This is a genomic window from Pseudonocardia sp. CA-142604 (genome assembly GCF_050948475.1).
GTDB lineage: Bacteria > Actinomycetota > Actinomycetes > Mycobacteriales > Pseudonocardiaceae > Pseudonocardia > Pseudonocardia alaniniphila.
The window spans coordinates 5,572,346-5,588,404 of record NZ_CP192045.1; the positions used below are offsets into that span (position 1 = coordinate 5,572,346).

Sequence of the window (16,059 nt, forward strand, 5' to 3'; positions counted from 1 at the left end):
CGCGGGCATCGGTGCCCCGACCGGACCGACCGCCACCGAAGGCGGTCAGCCGATCTCGACGGGATCCAGGCGCACCCGCACCGGATCGGGCACCTTGCGAGCGGTGCGCGCCGCCTGCGCGGCATGCAGGGCCGCGGCCATGGCCCGGCCCTCGGCGCGTGGCACGCGCAGCAGCGCACGCTCGCGGATCTCGGGCGGCTCGTCGCCGGGGCCGCCCGCGCCCGGGCCGATCGGGTCGACCTCGACCGGACCGAGCACCTCGACCGCCTTCGGCAGCTCCGCCAGGACGTCCGCGACGGCCGCCGCGCTGCCCTCCACAGCCGCCATCCGCATCGCGGGCGGGAACCCGACCTCGGCACGCGACGCGTACTCGGCCGCCGCGTGGCCCGCGGGGTCCCAGCGCACCAGGGCCTGCACCACCGGAATCGCGGCGTCGGCCATGACGACCACCCGACCGCCACGGGTATGTGGGACGACGAGCGCCGCGGCGGCCATCCAGCGCCGGAGCGTCTCCTCGGCCACGCGGAGGTCGGGCCGCGACAGCAGCGCCCACCCGTCGAGCAGCAGCGCGGCGCCGTAGCCCCCTGGGGCGCGCGGCTCGGCACCGGGGGTGGCGACCACGAGCTCCGGCCGGGCGGCCACCTCGGTGTGCACCGGTGCACCCCCGCCGGACAAGCGAACGGTGATGCCGGGGAACGCCCGCCCGAGCTCTTCGGCCGTGCGCCCGGACCCGACGACCCCGGCCCGCAGCCGCCGTGACCCGCAGGCCGGGCAGCGGAAGGCGCTGTCGGCCCGGCCGCACCAGCGGCAGTGCGGAAGCCCGGCCGACGCGGCGTCCGAGGGGCCTGCGCGTCCCACACCGGTGGGGCGCGCGTCATCTCCGGCCGCAGCACGTCCGCCCTGGTGGACGAGGCCGAGCGGGCCCGCGCAATGCCGGCAGCGGGCGGTCTCCCGGCAGGCGCCGCACGCAAGCCAGGGCAGATACCCCGCCCGCGGGACCTGGACGAGCACCGGCAGCCCGGAACCGAGCGCCGAGCGGGCCGCCTCGAACGCGATGTGGGGCAGCCGGGCGGCACGCGAGTCGGGGTCGCGGGCGAACTGGCCCGCGGTCTCCTCGAGCGCGGTGATCCGGGGCATGGCGGCGCGGACGGTGGCCCGATCGGCGACGACCTCGCGGGCCCACCCGGACTCGACGAGCAGGTGGGCCTCCGCGGTGCGGGCGAAGCCCCCCACCAGCAGCGCCGCCCCCGCGCTGTGGGCCCGCAGCACGAGCACGTCGCGGACATGCGGGTAGGGAGCCCGGGGTTCGGCGTGCAGATCGTCGCCGTCGTCCCAGACGGCGAGCAGGCCGAGCCGCTCCACCGGGGCGAACGCCGCCGACCGCGTGCCCACGACGACCCGGACCTGTCCGCGGCGCACCGCGAGCCACCGGCGATACCGCTCCGCGGGACCCAGCTCGGCGGTGAGCGCGACCACCTCACCGGCACCGAGCCGCGCGGCGCAGGCGTCGTGGAGCGCCGCGACGTCGCGCTGGTCGGGCACCACGAGCACGGCCCCGCGCCCAGCGGCGACCGTGGCCGCGGCGACCTCGGCGAGCCGCTCGGGCCAGCACTCCCCGGGCAGTGCCTGCCAGACGGCGTGGGCGGCCCGGCCACCGGCGAGCGCGTCGAGCAGGGCGGGCCCGCGCTGGTAGCGCCGCCACGCGTCGGGTACGACGCCGGGTCGCGGCGTGGAACCACCCCCGGACTGGTCTGCGGACTCCGCTCCGCTCCGCGCCGCCGGCTCGCCACCGGGCCGGTCGGCACGCTCTCCACCGGACTGGTCTACGGAGGACCCCGCTCCGCTCCGCGCCGCCGGCTCGCCACCAGGCTGATCGGCACGCTCTCCCGCGGACTGGTCTGCGGACCCCGCGCCGCCCCCCTCCGCCGGCTCGCCACCGGGCCGGTCGGCACGCTCTCCACCGGCCGGACCCACAGGCCCGGCTCCAGGCCGCTGCGGGTGCTCGGGGACCGGAAGATCGGCGGGATCTGCAGGCCGCTCCCCGGGCCCGTCACCGGAGTCGGCCGCAGGACCACCACCCCCGGGGCGGTCGGACTCGCCGGCCGGCCGATGCGCGGTTGCGCCTGCGGAATCCGCGGGCCCGCCGGTGGGATCGCGTTCGGAAACGGCATTGACCGCTACGGAATCGCTCCCGGGCCGCCGAGCGAGCTCCGCGACAGCCGGGACGGCGGAATCCGCCGGCTGCGGCGCAGGCTCACCACGGAGTTCGTCTACCGGCTCGGTGGTCGGCTCCGCGCGCTCCTTGGGTGCTTCGCTCTCCACCCGGGCGTGGCGGGGCGGCACGGCGAGGCGCAGCACGTCGGCGAACACCCCCGCGTACCGGTCGGCGACCGTGCGGCAGAGCGCGGCCACCTCCGGGCTGAGCACGGGCTCGGGTGAGACCACCTTCTCCACCCAGGCGAGCTTGCCGGTGTGGGCGGACTCGGCCACCCGCTCCAGCAGGAAGCCGTCGACCAGGCGCCCGGCGAAACGCACTCGAAGCCGCACCCCCGGCACAGCGACCGCGTCGAGATGCTCGGGTACGCAATAGTCGAACGGGCGGTCCAGGTGGGCGAGCGCGACGTCGACCGCGACGCGCGCCACCGGCAGGTGAGCGGCCGGGCGCCACTCACCGCGGTTGCGGGCGGGTCGAGCCACGGAACCTCCTCGCTGCCGGCCGACCGGTCTACCAGACGCCATCGGGCCGGCCCGCGACAGACCGCTCCCCGCGTCGGCAACCTGCTCGGAACCGGAAACCCCAGGTGCCGCGGGGCCGGTGCCCACGCCGCCGGAAGGCCGGGCAGGCGCCTCCTCCCCCGTGGCCGCCGCCGGGACGACCACGAGTCCGGCGGGGTGAAGAGCGGCAAGCACCCGCGGGCGCTGTGTCATGTGCATGGCGCCATCGTGACGACGGCATCCGACAGTCCCGGCGGACAGGCGGCCCGGGCGGACCGCCCGTCCACAGGACCGGCGACGAACGAAATGAGCGGCTGCAGGCCCCGCGTCAGGCGCCCGCCGCGGCCTTCAGCGCGTCGGCACGCGCGGTGCTCTCCCACGGCAGGTCCACGTCGGTGCGGCCGAAGTGGCCGTACGCCGCCGTCTGCGCGTAGATCGGGCGCAGCAGGTCGAGGTCGCGGATGATCGCGGCCGGGCGCAGGTCGAACACCTCGGTGATCGCCGACTGGATCTTCTGCGGGTCGACGTGCTCGGTGCCGAAGGTCTCGACGAAGAGGCCGACGGGGGCCGCCTTCCCGATGGCGTACGCCACCTGGACCTCGATGCGCTCGGCGAGGCCCGCGGCCACCGCGTTCTTGGCGACCCAGCGCATGGCGTACGCGGCGGACCGGTCGACCTTCGACGGGTCCTTGCCGGAGAAGGCGCCGCCGCCGTGACGGGCGAACCCGCCGTAGGTGTCGACGATGATCTTGCGGCCGGTCAGGCCCGCGTCACCCATCGGGCCGCCGACGACGAACCGTCCGGTCGGGTTGACCAGCAGGCGCAGGTCCCCGACATCGAGCCCGAGCTCCCGGATCTCCGGGTCCACGACGTACTCGCGGATGTCGGGGGAGAGCATGCCGTCGAGGTCGATGTCGGCGGCGTGCTGGCTCGATACCACGACCGTGTCGAGGCGGACGGCCTTGTCGCCGTCGTACTCGATGGTGACCTGGGTCTTGCCGTCGGGACGCAGGTACGGCAGCACGCCGGACTTGCGGACGTCGGTGAGCCGGCGGGCCAGCCGGTGGGCGAGCGCGATCGGGAGCGGCAGCAGCTCCGGGGTGTCGGTGTTGGCGTAGCCGAACATGAGGCCCTGGTCGCCGGCACCCTGGCGGGCGATCTCGTCCTCGCTCGCCTCGACGCGGCTCTCGTAGGCGGTGTCGACGCCCTGGGCGATGTCGGCCGACTGCGCGCCGATCGCCACGTTCACCCCGCAGGACGCTCCGTCGAAGCCCTTCGCCGACGAGTCGTAGCCGATCTCGAGGACCTTCTCCCGCACCAGCGTGGGGATGTCGGCGTAGGCGCTGGTGGTGACCTCTCCGGCCACGTGCACCTGGCCCGTGGTGACGAGCGTCTCCACGGCCACACGGCTGCGGGGGTCCTGAGCGAGGAGCGCGTCGAGCACCGTGTCGCTGATGGCGTCGCACATCTTGTCCGGGTGCCCCTCGGTCACCGACTCGCTGGTGAACAACCGCCGGCCTGCGTTCGCCACGCCGTACTCCGTCCGTTATCGCTCGATCGCCACTTCCGCGACCGCTGCTCAGGTGATCTCCGACCGTCGAGCCTAGTCGACCGATGCGCGCGACCTGTGAGGTGTGGCCCTCGACTCGCCCTCCGACACCCGGTGGTCGCATCGCCGATATTTCGGCGCGATCACTCTTTCCGGTGAATCCGGTCCCCCGACCGGATCGATTCCGCGACTCCTCGTTGGGAGCGGTGGACGACCGCCGCAGCGCATGCCCACTTTGGGGAGGAACGCGATGATGAAGGCCCCCACCACATTCGAGTACCGGCCGGGGCGCCGGACGGCGGCGGTCGGCGCCGTGGTGGCGATGGGGGTCGCCGGCCTCATGGGACTGGTCGCCGGAACGGCCACAGCGGCCGCGCCCGGTACGTGCGTCGAGAACCTCAACGTCCGCGCCGAGCCGGACGCCGCCGCGCCGGTCGTCGCGCTGTGCCGGGCTCGCTCGGAGACGCGGCTCGGCGCGACGCGCGGCGGGTACGTCGAGCTGACGGACCTGGGTGGATGGGCCGCATTGCAGTACGTCTCCACAGCCGAGACCACTGTGGCCGATCCCCTGCCGAAGACCCCGGACCAGGACGTGGCTCTCACGCCGGACCCCAGGCCGCAGACCGAGGTCCGCGGCTGACGCCTGCCGCGCCCCGGGTCAGAGGCGGGCCGCCACCGCGTCCCAGAGGTGGGAGGCCAGCAGCGCCTTGGAGCCCGCCGCCAGCTCGCTCTCGCTGCCGTCGGCACCCAGCAGCCACCCGGAGTTATCGGCCACCTCGAAGGCCTTGCCGTCGCCCACCGCGTTGACGACGAGCAGGTCACAGCCCTTGCGGGCGAGCTTGGCCCGGCCGTGGTGCAAGGCGTCCCCGGTGGCGTCACCGGTCTCGGCGGCGAAGCCGACCACGATCTGGCCGGGCTCACGCGCGCCCACGAGCTCGATGAGGATGTCGGGATTGAGGGTGAGCACGAGGGGCGGTGGCTCGTTCCCGTCCTTCTTGATCTTGTGGCCGGCAAGGGCGCTGGGCCGGAAGTCGGCCACCGCCGCGTTCATCACCACGGCGTCGGCGCCCTTGGCCGCCGCGCGCATGGCGTCGCGAAGCTCCAGCGCAGATCCCACGCGGACGACGTCGACGCCGGCGGGATCACCGAGATCGGCGGTGTGTGCCGCCACGAGCGTGACGGCCGCTCCGCGCTGCGCCGCCACCCGGGCGAGCGCGTAGCCCTGCCGGCCCGAGGACCGGTTGCCGAGGAAGCGCACGGGGTCGAGCGCCTCGCGGGTGCCCCCTGCGGACACGACGACGCGACGCCCGACCAGGTCGCGGGGCAGCGCGTCGCCACGCTCGAGGAGCAGGCGGGCGAACTCGGCGATCTCGGCAGGATCGGGCAACCGTCCCGCGCCGGAGTCCTTCCCGGTCAGGCGGCCCGACGCGGGCTCCAGGACGACGACGCCGCGGGAGCGCAGCAGCTCGACGTTGGCCCGTGTGGCCGGGTGCTCCCACATCTCGGTGTGCATGGCCGGGGCGAACAACACCGGGCACCGGGCAGTGAGCAGCGAGGCCGTGAGCAGGTCGTCAGCGCGGCCTGCGGCGGCACGGGCCATGAGGTCGGCCGTGGCCGGAGCCACCACCACGAGGTCGGCCTCCTGGCCGAGCTTCACGTGCGGCACCGATGGCACGTCGGTGAACACGCCCGTGTGCACCGGCTGCCCCGAGAGCGCCTCGAACGTGGCGGCGCCGACGAACTCCAGCGCCGAGGCGGTGGGGAGCACCCGCACCGAATGGCCGGTCTCGGTGAGCCGGCGCAGCAGTTCGGCGCTCTTGTAAGCCGCGATACCGCCGGCCACCCCGAGCAACACCCGGGGCGGAGTCAGGGAGTTCATGTCCGACCTCGCGACAGGAGATCGAGGGTTACTGCTCGCCCTCGGTGTGCTCGAGCAGCCCGGCCTGGATCTCGCGCATGGCGATCGAGAGGGGCTTCTCGCGCGGGCCCGGCTCCACGAGCGGGCCGACGTACTCGAGCAGGCCCTCGCCCAGCTGCGAGTAGTAGTCGTTGATCTGACGGGCGCGCTTGGCTGCGTAGATCACCAGCGCGTACTTGGAGCTGACCTGGCCGAGCAGGTCGTCGATGGGCGGGTTGGTGATGCCCTCGGGGGTGGCACCGGCTACGGCGGCGGTCAGCGGCATGCTCACGAAGAAGACTCCTGGGTGTGGTCGGGCGTCGGGACCGGGTCACGGACGGGTCGAGCGAGCGACGGGTCGACATGAGACGGGCCGACCAACAATTCTACCAACTGCGCCGCAACGTCCTTCAACTCGTCGTTGACCACGACCACGTCGAACTCGCGGCGGGCGGCCATCTCCTCGCGCGCGGTTTCGAGCCTACGCTCGAACTGCTGCTGCGACTCGGTGCCACGCCCGCGCAGACGCCGGGCCAATTCCTCGAACGAGGGCGGCTCCAGGAAGACCGTGATGGCTTCAGGAAGGGCGGCCTTGATGGCCCGTGCGCCTTGCAGGTCGACTTCGACGAGCACCGGGCGTCCGGCGGCGAGCGCCTGCTCGACGGGCTCGCGAGGGGTGCCGGAGCGCTGAAGGCCGCCGTGGATCTCGGCCCATTCGAGCAGCTCTCCGCGCTCGATCAGATCGTCGAAGCCCGACGGCCCGACGAAGCGGTAGTGCACGCCGTCGATCTCACCGGCGCGTGGGTCTCTGGTGGTGGCGGAAACACTGAAGTACAGCGCGGGTAGCTGTGCGCGCAGCCGTGTGACCACGCTGCTCTTGCCGACGCCGGAGGGACCGGCCAGAACTACCAGCCGGCCCCTCCGCCCGTGCGGGCCCGTGCGGCTACTGATCCTGAGCTCGCAAGCTCGCTCAGGACTCGAAGTCGGCCAGCAGCGCTTTGCGCTGCCGGTCGCCGAGACCCCGCAGACGACGCGACGGCGCAATCTCGAGCCGCTCCATGATCTGAGCGGCACGGACCTTGCCGACGCCTGGCATGGCCTCGAGCAACGCCGAGACCTTCATCTTGCCCAGCACCTCATCAGTGTCGGACTGCTTGAGAACCTCCCCAAGGGTGGTTCCCCCGCGCTTGAGCCGGTCCTTCAGCTCGGCCCGGGCCCGGCGCGCCGCAGCCGCCTTCTCCAAGGCTGCTGCGCGCTGTTCCTCGGTCAGCTGGGGAAGGGCCACGGTCTCCTCCGTCTTTCCTCGTGCGGCCTGGAATCAGGGCGCATCCTCACCACCGTCGCGGGCGTGCCGCGGCTATCACCGAACGTACTCACGCCTACCACGGAAGGGGAAACGGGGGGTGCCACCTGGAGGTTCTTTCGGCTGACACACATCTCACCGATACCACGTGAAAGGGCGGGAACGGGTATACGACCCGCCCGTTCACCGCACGGTGGATACCGTCCCCCTGACGGGTGTCGAAATACCGTAGATGCTGTCAACTGCAACTAACGCCCTTGGCTTGTGAAGTGATCTCGGCGGAACGCGTCCGTTTTGTCCGGAACCCACTCGCTCACGTCAGATCGTCGCGCAACCGCTCAGCTGCCGCGCGTACGTCGAGGGGGTCCGGCCCTGCCGACAACACCGATCGGGCCGCCGCGGGCAGCACGATCCCGCTCACGGCGGCGAATCGGGCCCTGATGTCTGCCGGACCGGCCCCCTGCGCGCCGAGCCCGGGTGCGAGCACCGCGCCGTTCAGCCGTGACAGGTCGAGGCCGTGGTCGTGCGTGGCCCCGATCACCACGCCGACGTCGCCGAGCGGCGAGACCTCGGCGTTGCGCGCGCCTGCGGCGTCCACCACGGCCTGGGCGACGCTGCGACCAGCCCGTTCCGCGAGCTGCACCTCCTCGCCCTCCGGGTTGGACGTCCGGGCCAGCACGAACGCGCCCCGCCCGGCGTCGACAGCCGCGTCGAGCGCCGGGGCGAGCGAGCCGAAACCGAGGTAGGGCGAGAGCGTGAGGGCGTCGGCGGCCAGCGGGGCACCGATGGTCAGGTAAGCGTCCGCGTACCCGTCCATCGTCGAACCGATGTCCCCGCGTTTGGCGTCGAGCAACGTGAGGGTCGGGCTCTCCGCGAGCGCCATCAGCACGCGTTCCAGAACCACGATCCCGGCTGAACCGTGCCGCTCGAAGAACGCCGACTGGGGCTTGACCACGGCAACGTGCCCGGCGAGCGCCTCCACGCACGACATCGCGAACCGGTCCAGCCCGTCCGGGTCGTCGGTGAGGCCCCACTCGGCCAGGAGCCCCGGGTGCGGGTCGATCCCGACGCACAACGTGCCGTACCGGGAAACAGCCTTGGCAAGCCGTTCGCCGAATCTGGCGCCGTTCTGGACGGTCATGACTCCGCCTCCGTGGGAAGGAGCACGTCGGCTGTCATGAGCGCGCCTTCCGCAGGGCCGCATGTGCGTCCTGCAGCGACCGCACCCCGATCGTGCCGCCGATCATCGCCTCGATCCCCTGCACCGCGGCCGCTGCACCCTGCACGGTGGTGATGCACGGGACGCCGCGCGACACGGCGGCCGCGCGGATCTCGTAGCCGTCCACCCGCGGGCCGGAGTTGCCGTACGGGGTGTTGATGATCATGTCGACCTCGCCGGCGAGGACCCTGTCGATGATCGTCTCCCCGCCCTCGAAGTGCTTGCGCACCACGGTGGTGGCCACCCCGTTCCGGCGCAGGATGTCGGCCGTACCTTCCGTGGCCAGTAGCTCGAACCCGAGGGCCGCGAGCCGCAACGCCGGGAACACCATGGCGCGCTTGTCCCGGTCGGCGATGGAGACGAACACCCGGCCGGAGGTCGGCAACGAGCCGTAGGCCGCGGCCTGCGACTTGGCGAACGCCGGACCGAAGGCGGCGTCGAAGCCCATCACCTCGCCGGTCGACTTCATCTCCGGGCCGAGCAGCGAGTCGACGCCCTCGCCGTCGCGGGTGCGGAAGCGGTGGAACGGGAGCACCGCCTCCTTGACGGCGATCGGGGCATCGGGCGGCAACTCGCCGCCGTCGCCCTCGGCGGGGAGCAGCCCCTCCTCGCGGAGCTGGGCGATCGACGCGCCGAGCATGATCCGCGCCGCGGCCTTGGCCAGCGGCACGGCCGTCGCCTTGGACACGAACGGCACGGTGCGCGACGCGCGCGGGTTGGCCTCCAGCACGTACAAGGTCTCGCCGTGCAGCGCGTACTGGACGTTCAGCAGCCCGCGCACGCCCACGCCGTGCGCGATCGCCTCGGTGGAGCGGCGCACCTGCTCCAGCACCGAGCGGCCCAGGGTGATGGGCGGCAGGGCGCAGGAGGAGTCGCCGGAGTGGATGCCCGCCTCCTCGATGTGCTCCATCACGCCGCCGAGGAAGACCTCGGTGCCGTCGCACAGCGCGTCGACGTCGATCTCGACCGCGTCGTCGAGGAATCGGTCGACGAGGACCGGACGTTCGGGGCTGATCTCGGTGGCCCGGGAGATGTACGCGGCGAGCGTCTCGTCGTCGTAGACGATCTCCATCCCGCGTCCGCCCAGCACGTACGAGGGCCGGACGAGCACCGGGTAGCCGATCCGCTCGGCGATCTCGCGCGCCTCGTCGAAGGAGGTGGCCATGCCGAAGGCAGGCGCCGGGAGGCCCGCGTTGCGCAGGACCTCGCCGAACGCCCCGCGGTCCTCCGCCAGGTCGATGGCCGCGGCCGACGTGCCGACGACGGGCACGCCCGCCGCCGTGAGCCGCTGGGCGAGCCCGAGCGGCGTCTGGCCGCCCAGCTGCACCAGGACGCCCGCGACGGTGCCGCTCTTCTGCTCGGCGTGGACGACCTCGAGCACGTCCTCGAACGTGAGCGGCTCGAAGTAGAGCCGGTCGGCCGTGTCGTAGTCGGTGGAGACGGTCTCCGGGTTGCAGTTGACCATCACGGTCTCGAACCCGGCCTCCCGCAGCGCCATCACCGCGTGCACGCAGGAGTAGTCGAACTCGATGCCCTGGCCGATCCGGTTCGGCCCGGATCCGAGGATCAGCACCTTCGGCTTCTCGGTCTGAGGCGCGATCTCCGACTCCGCGGCGGGGTCGGTCTCGTAGGCGCTGTAGTGGTACGGGGTGCGCGCGGCGAACTCGGCCGCGCAGGTGTCCACCGTCTTGTAGACCGGACGGATCCCGAGGCTGTGGCGCAGCGTGCGCACCCCGTCCTCCCCCGCGAACTCCGGGCGCAATGCGGCGAGCTGGCGGTCCGAGATCCCGGCGCGCTTCGCCCGGCGCAGCAGCGGCTCGTCGAGCACGGGAGCGCCGATGATGTCCCCGCGCAGCTCGGTGAGCGCGGCGATCTGGTCGACGAACCAGGGATCGATGCCAGAGCGCTCCGCCACCTCGGCCACGCTCGCCCCGCCGCGCAGGGCCCGCTCGACGGCGTAGATGCGCCCGTCGAGCGCGGTGTGGACGTCAGGCTCGGTGTCCGGGTCGGCCGTGGTCCAGAACCCGGCGGCCGACGTCTCCATCGAGCGCAGCGCCTTGCCCAGCGCCTCGGGGAACGAGCGGCCGAGTGCCATCGCCTCGCCGACGCTCTTCATGGTGGTGGTGAGCTCGGGGTCGGCGCCCGGGAACTTCTCGAACGCGAACCGCGGGATCTTCACCACCACGTAGTCGAGGGTCGGCTCGAACGCGGCGGGGGTCTCGCCGGTGATGTCGTTGCGGATCTCGTCGAGGGTGTAGCCGATCGCGAGCTTCGCCGCGATCTTCGCGATCGGGAAACCGGTGGCCTTGGACGCGAGTGCCGACGAACGCGAGACACGCGGGTTCATCTCGATCACGACCAGGCGCCCGGTGGCGGGGTTGACCGCGAACTGGATGTTGCACCCACCGGTGTCGACGCCGACCGCCCGCAGCACGGCGATGCCCACGTCCCGCATGTGCTGGTACTCGCGGTCGGTGAGGGTCATGGCGGGCGCGACGGTGATCGAGTCGCCGGTGTGCACGCCCATCGGGTCGAGGTTCTCGATCGAGCAGACGACGACCACGTTGTCGTGGTGGTCGCGCATGAGCTCGAGCTCGTACTCCTTCCACCCGAGCACCGACTCCTCGATCAGCACCTCCGTCACCGGAGACGCCGCGAGTCCCGCGCCTGCGAGCCGCTCCAGGTCCTCGGCGGAGTGCGCCATGCCGGACCCGAGCCCGCCCATCGTGAACGACGGCCGGATGACGACCGGGAGGCCCAGCTCCGCGGCCGCGGCCCGTACCTCGTCCATCGAGTGGCAGACCGACGACCGGGGGACGTCTCCCCCGACCGACTGCACGATCTCCTTGAACTTCAGCCGGTCCTCGCCGCGCTGGATGGCGTCGATGTCGGCGCCGATCAGCTCGACGTCGTAGCGCTCCAGCACACCGCGCTCGTGGAGTGCGACCGCCGTGTTCAGTGCGGTCTGACCGCCCAGCGTGGCCAGGATCGCGTCCGGGCGCTCGGCGGCGATGACCTGCTCCACGAACTCCGGCGTGATCGGCTCGATGTAGGTGGCGTCGGCGAACTCGGGGTCGGTCATGATCGTGGCCGGGTTGGAGTTGACGAGCGAGACGCGCACGCCCTCGGCCTGCAGCACGCGGCAGGCCTGCGTGCCGGAGTAGTCGAACTCGCACGCCTGGCCGATGACGATCGGCCCGGAGCCGATCACCATCACGTGCCGGATGTCGTCGCGCTTGGGCATCAGGCGTCTTCCCCCTGTGGAAGGTCGGCAGGGCTCGTCTCGATGCGCAGCCGGTGCCGGCCGGAGGCCGCGCCTGCGTCCATCAGCTCAACGAACCGGTCGAACAGGTCGGCGGCGTCGTGCGGGCCGGCTGCGGCCTCCGGGTGGTACTGCACGCTGAACGCGGGCACCTCGAGTGCCCGCAGGCCCTCGACGCAGCCGTCGTTCGGGCAGGTATGGGTGATCTCGGCAGGCCCGAACGGGGTGTCGAACCGTTCCCCCGCCTCGCCCTGCACGGCGAACCCGTGGTTCTGAGAGGTGATCGCCACGCGGCCGGTGGCGTGTTCGACGACCGGGATGTTGATGCCGCGGTGGCCGTAGCGCAGCTTGTAGGTGCCGCGGCCGAGCGCGCGGGCGAGGATCTGGTTGCCGAAGCAGATCCCGAAGAGCGGGATCCGGCGCTCCAGAACCTGCTGGGTGAGCGCCACCGGCCCGTCCGCCGTGGCGGGGTCGCCCGGCCCGTTGGACAGGAAGAACCCGTCGGGGGTCAGCGCCTCGATCGCTTCGATCGACGTGTTCGCCGGCAGTACGTGCACCTCGATGCCGCGCGCGGCGAGCATCCGCGGTGTGTTGGACTTGATCCCGACGTCGAGCGCGGCCACCCGCAGGCGGGGCGGGCCGGTCGGAGCCACGACGTAGGGCTCCGGTGTGGTGACGGCGCCGTAGAGGTCGGCGCCGACCATCGGCGGGCTCGCGAGCACGCGGCCGACCAGCTCGTCGGCAGGGGCCAGCGCATCGCCGGAGAACACCCCGGCCCGCATGGCCCCGCGCTCACGCAGATGCCTGACCAGCGCGCGGGTGTCGATGCCCGCCACGCCGACGACCCCCTGCTCCGCGAGCGCGTCGTCGACGGACCGGCGGGAGCGCCAGCTCGACGGCGTGCGGCTCGGGTCACGCACGACGTAGCCCGCCACCTGGATCTGCGCCGACTCGTCGTCCTCGTCGTTCCAGCCGGTGTTGCCGATCTGCGGAGCCGTCTGCACCACGATCTGCCGGTGGTAGGAGGGGTCGGTCAGCGTCTCCTGGTAGCCGGTCATCCCGGTGGTGAACACGGCCTCGCCGAGCCCCTGTCCGGTGGCCCCGTAGGCCTCACCGCGGAAGATCCGGCCGTCCTCCAGCACGAGTACCGCCGTCATGCCTGCACCTCCCCCTGCCTCGTGGTGATCCGGCCGCGCAGCACAGTGGCCGCGACGGTGGCCGGTAACCGCATGCCCTCGTACGGTGTGTTGGACGACCGGCTCGCGAGCTTCGCGCCCCGCACCGTCCAGACTTCGTCGGGATCGACGAGCGCGAAGTTCGCGGGCTCGCCCACGGCGATCGGACGGCCCTGGTCGGGCAGCCCGGCGATCTCCGCGGGCCGTTCCGACAGGACCCGGGCGACTCCGCGCCAGTCCAGCAACCCGGGCTCGAGCATCGTGTGAACCACCACCGACAGCGCGGTCTGCAGGCCGAGCATGCCCGGCCGGGCCGCCTCCCACTCCGTGTCCTTGTACTGGGCCGCGTGCGGGGCGTGGTCGGTGGCGACGACGTCGATGGCGCCGTCGGCCAGCGCCTCGCGCATCGCCTTGGTGTCGGCCCCGGTGCGCAGCGGCGGGTTGACCTTGTTCACGGGGTCGTAGCTGCTGAGCGTGGCATCGGTGAGCAGCAGATGGTGCGGGGTGACCTCGGCGCTCACCCGCACACCCGCCGCCTTCGCGGCCCGCAGCACGTCGATCGTGCGCGCCGACGACACGTGGCACACGTGCAGCGCGGCGCCCGCCTCACGGGCCAGCGCACAGTCACGCGCGACGATCGTCTCCTCGGCGGTGGCGGGCCAGCCTGCCAGCCCGAGCCGGGACGCGACCACGCCCTCGTGCGCCTGCGCGCCCCCCGTGAGCCGGTGGTCCTCGGCGTGCTGGGCGATGACGACGTCGAGCGCGGAGGCGTACTCGAGCGCACGGCGCATGATCAGCGGGTCGTGCACGCAGCGGCCGTCGTCGCTGAACATCTTCACCCTGGCCCGCGAGCGGGCCATCGTGCCGAGCTCGGCCATCTTGACGCCCTCGAGCCCCACCGTGACCGCGCCGACCGGGTGCACGTCGGCCAGCCCGACCTCCTCGCCGCGGCGCCGCACATGCTCGACCACCACGGCCGTGTCGGCCACCGGGTCGGTGTTGGGCATCGCGAAGACGGCGGTGTAGCCGCCGAGAGCGGCGGCAGCCGACCCGGTGGCGATGTCCTCCGACTCCTCACCGCCGGGTTCCCGCAGGTGGGTGTGCAGGTCGACGAACCCGGGGAGCAGGACGTTCCCGCCCGCGTCGAGAACCTCGACGCCGTCGGGCGCGTCGAGGTCGCGGCCCATCTCCGTGACGACTCCGTCGCGCACGAGCAGGTCGACGGCGTCCTCGCCGTAGGGCCGGGCTCCGGTGATCAGCAGGTCGCTCACGTGTTCCTTCCATCCGCGGGCCGTCATTCCGGGGCTCCGGCCAAGAGGTGGTACAGCACGGCCATCCGGACGTGCACGCCGTTGGCCACCTGCGCGAGGATCGCCGCGCTGGGGCTGTCGGCAACGCTCGGCGCGATCTCCATCCCGCGCACCATCGGGCCCGGGTGCAGTACCACGGCATGTTCGGGCAGCAGCGCGGCGCGCTCGGCAGAGAGGCCGTAGCCGATCGCGTACTCGCGGGCGGACGGGAAGAACGCGCCGTGCATCCGCTCGGCCTGCACCCGCAGCATCATCACCGCGTCCAGCGCGGGGAGCTCCGCGTCCAGCTCCGTGCCGACACGGCACGGCCATTCGCCGACGCCGGTGGGCAGCAGTGTGGGCGGCGCCACGAGCACCACCTCGGCGCCCAGCGTGGCCAGCAGCTGGACGTTCGACCGCGCGACACGGCTGTGGAGCACGTCCCCGACGATGCCGATGCGGCGCCCGGCGATCCCGCCGAGCCGGTCCCGCAGGGTGGCCGCGTCCAGCAGCGCCTGCGTGGGGTGCTCGTGCGTGCCGTCACCGGCGTTGACGACCGAGGTGTGTGTGCCCGTGGTCTCCCGGTCTCGGTCGATCCAGCCCGCGAGCCGGTGGGCAGCACCGGACGCGGGATGGCGGACGATCACGCAGTCGGCACCCATAGCCGAGAGGGTGAGCGAGGTGTCGCGCAGCGACTCCCCCTTCGACACCGACGAGCCGCGGGCACTCACGTTGACGGTGTCGGCGCTCATCCACTTCCCGGCGATCTCGAACGAGACGCGGGTGCGCGTGGAATCCTCGTAGAACATCGTGATCACCGTGCGCCCGCGCAGCGTCGGCAGCTTGCGCACCTCGCGGCCCAGCAACGCCTGCCGGAGCCGGTCGGCGGTGTCGAGCAGGCCGGTGGCCGCGGCGGCGTCCAGATCGGTGACGGACAGCAGGTGCTTCATACGTCCTGCTCCGTGCGACGCAGGCGGACGCCGTCGCTGCCGTCGACCTCGTCCAGTAATACAAGGATCTGCTCATCACGAGCGGTCGGCACGTTCTTCCCCACATAGTCGGCACGGATCGGCAGTTCCCGGTGACCCCGGTCGACCAGCACCGCGAGCTGTACCGCGCGCGGACGGCCGTGGTCGGACAGCGCGTCGAGCGCTGCCCGCACGGTGCGTCCGGACATCAGTACGTCGTCGACGAGCACCACGAGGGCGTCGTCCAGGCCGCCGTCGGGCACGGCGGTGTCCTCCAGCGCACGCGCCGGCCGCCTGCGCAGATCGTCGCGATAGAGCGTGGGGTCGACAGAGCCGACGGGCGGGGCGCTGCCCTCGAACTCGGCGATCTTGTCGGCGAGCCTGCGGGCCAGCACGGTGCCGCGGGTGGGGATGCCGATGAGCACGACGCCCTCGGCACCCGCGGTCTTCTCGATGATCTGATGCGCGATACGCGCGATCGTGCGGGTGACGTCGGCAGCGCTCAGCAGCTCCCTGGAGGGAGCGCTCGCACCAGCCGGGTCCCCGCGGCGGTCGTCCGCCACGAGTCGCTCCTTCCCCGCCTCACCGGACGGGTCTTAAAGGAAATCCGGTCGATCGAAACGCTACCAGCGAGCCCCGCCGGGAACCCCCGCAACGCATCCCGGCATCATGAGCGTCACAC

General features: G+C 72.7%; 13 protein-coding genes. 1 reads left to right on the forward strand and 12 read right to left on the reverse strand.

The annotated features are described in order from the left end of the window. Positions 1–45: 45 nt before the first annotated feature. Positions 46–2,697, reverse strand: a complete 2,652-nt coding sequence (locus ACQPZQ_RS25230) for a hypothetical protein (protein WP_433284598.1) — start codon at positions 2,695–2,697, stop codon at positions 46–48. A gap of 346 nt (positions 2,698–3,043) precedes the next feature. Next, the gene (metK, locus tag ACQPZQ_RS25235; protein ID WP_433284600.1) at positions 3,044–4,246 is read right to left on the reverse strand and encodes a methionine adenosyltransferase; all 1,203 of its coding nucleotides are present in this window, start codon (positions 4,244–4,246) and stop codon (positions 3,044–3,046) included. Positions 4,247–4,514: 268 nt separating this feature from the next. Here metK and ACQPZQ_RS25240 point away from each other — a divergent pair, with 268 nt between their 5' ends. Beyond that, entirely contained in the window at positions 4,515–4,904 is a 390-nt protein-coding gene (locus ACQPZQ_RS25240) for a hypothetical protein (RefSeq protein WP_433284602.1), read from the forward strand. 18 nt (positions 4,905–4,922) lie between these two features. Here ACQPZQ_RS25240 and coaBC read toward each other — a convergent pair whose 3' ends face one another. From coaBC to pyrR, 10 genes are all read right to left on the reverse strand, one after another. Further along, a complete protein-coding gene (gene coaBC, locus ACQPZQ_RS25245) occupies positions 4,923–6,143 on the reverse strand; it encodes a bifunctional phosphopantothenoylcysteine decarboxylase/phosphopantothenate--cysteine ligase CoaBC (RefSeq protein ID WP_433284604.1) in 1,221 nt (406 codons plus the stop codon). A 28-nt stretch (positions 6,144–6,171) separates the two neighbouring features. After that, entirely contained in the window at positions 6,172–6,447 is a 276-nt protein-coding gene (gene rpoZ / locus ACQPZQ_RS25250) for a DNA-directed RNA polymerase subunit omega (RefSeq protein ID WP_241039136.1), read from the reverse strand. A 2-nt stretch (positions 6,448–6,449) separates the two neighbouring features. Continuing rightward, positions 6,450–7,235 carry a guanylate kinase gene (gene gmk / locus ACQPZQ_RS25255; protein WP_433284606.1) on the reverse strand — a complete coding sequence of 262 codons (786 nt, stop codon included), beginning with the start codon at positions 7,233–7,235 and terminating at the stop codon, positions 6,450–6,452. Further along, the gene (mihF, locus tag ACQPZQ_RS25260; RefSeq protein ID WP_094928871.1) at positions 7,132–7,446 is read right to left on the reverse strand and encodes an integration host factor, actinobacterial type; all 315 of its coding nucleotides are present in this window, start codon (positions 7,444–7,446) and stop codon (positions 7,132–7,134) included. Before mihF ends, gmk begins: the two co-directional genes overlap by 104 nt. Before the next feature lie 331 nt (positions 7,447–7,777). Continuing rightward, the gene (gene pyrF, locus ACQPZQ_RS25265; RefSeq protein WP_433284608.1) at positions 7,778–8,605 is read right to left on the reverse strand and encodes an orotidine-5'-phosphate decarboxylase; all 828 of its coding nucleotides are present in this window, start codon (positions 8,603–8,605) and stop codon (positions 7,778–7,780) included. 34 nt (positions 8,606–8,639) lie between these two features. Further along, entirely contained in the window at positions 8,640–11,927 is a 3,288-nt protein-coding gene (gene carB / locus ACQPZQ_RS25270; RefSeq protein WP_433284610.1) for a carbamoyl-phosphate synthase large subunit, read from the reverse strand. Continuing rightward, positions 11,927–13,102 (reverse strand): glutamine-hydrolyzing carbamoyl-phosphate synthase small subunit, encoded by a 1,176-nt coding sequence (carA, locus tag ACQPZQ_RS25275; protein WP_433284612.1) that lies wholly within the window; start codon positions 13,100–13,102, stop codon positions 11,927–11,929. Before carA ends, carB begins: the two co-directional genes overlap by 1 nt. After that, entirely contained in the window at positions 13,099–14,391 is a 1,293-nt protein-coding gene (locus ACQPZQ_RS25280) for a dihydroorotase (RefSeq protein WP_433284614.1), read from the reverse strand. Before ACQPZQ_RS25280 ends, carA begins: the two co-directional genes overlap by 4 nt. A 23-nt stretch (positions 14,392–14,414) precedes the next feature. Beyond that, positions 14,415–15,359, reverse strand: a complete 945-nt coding sequence (locus tag ACQPZQ_RS25285; RefSeq protein ID WP_433284616.1) for an aspartate carbamoyltransferase catalytic subunit — start codon at positions 15,357–15,359, stop codon at positions 14,415–14,417. Further along, a complete protein-coding gene (pyrR, locus tag ACQPZQ_RS25290; RefSeq protein ID WP_344727959.1) occupies positions 15,356–15,940 on the reverse strand; it encodes a bifunctional pyr operon transcriptional regulator/uracil phosphoribosyltransferase PyrR in 585 nt (194 codons plus the stop codon). The genes ACQPZQ_RS25285 and pyrR overlap by 4 nt, the downstream gene beginning before the upstream one ends. Positions 15,941–16,059 lie beyond the last annotated feature (119 nt).

Bases quoted from the DNA above. Each gene is read 5' to 3' on its own strand.
- ACQPZQ_RS25240 (WP_433284602.1), top strand. From the start codon at position 4,515: ATGATGAAGGCCCCCACCACATTCGAGTACCGGCCGGGGCGCCGGACG.
- coaBC (WP_433284604.1), bottom strand. From the start codon at position 6,143: ATGAACTCCCTGACTCCGCCCCGGGTGTTGCTCGGGGTGGCCGGCGGT.
- rpoZ (WP_241039136.1), bottom strand. From the start codon at position 6,447: ATGCCGCTGACCGCCGCCGTAGCCGGTGCCACCCCCGAGGGCATCACC.
- pyrF (WP_433284608.1), bottom strand. From the start codon at position 8,605: ATGACCGTCCAGAACGGCGCCAGATTCGGCGAACGGCTTGCCAAGGCT.
- carB (WP_433284610.1), bottom strand. From the start codon at position 11,927: ATGCCCAAGCGCGACGACATCCGGCACGTGATGGTGATCGGCTCCGGG.
- carA (WP_433284612.1), bottom strand. From the start codon at position 13,102: ATGACGGCGGTACTCGTGCTGGAGGACGGCCGGATCTTCCGCGGTGAG.
- ACQPZQ_RS25285 (WP_433284616.1), bottom strand. From the start codon at position 15,359: ATGAAGCACCTGCTGTCCGTCACCGATCTGGACGCCGCCGCGGCCACC.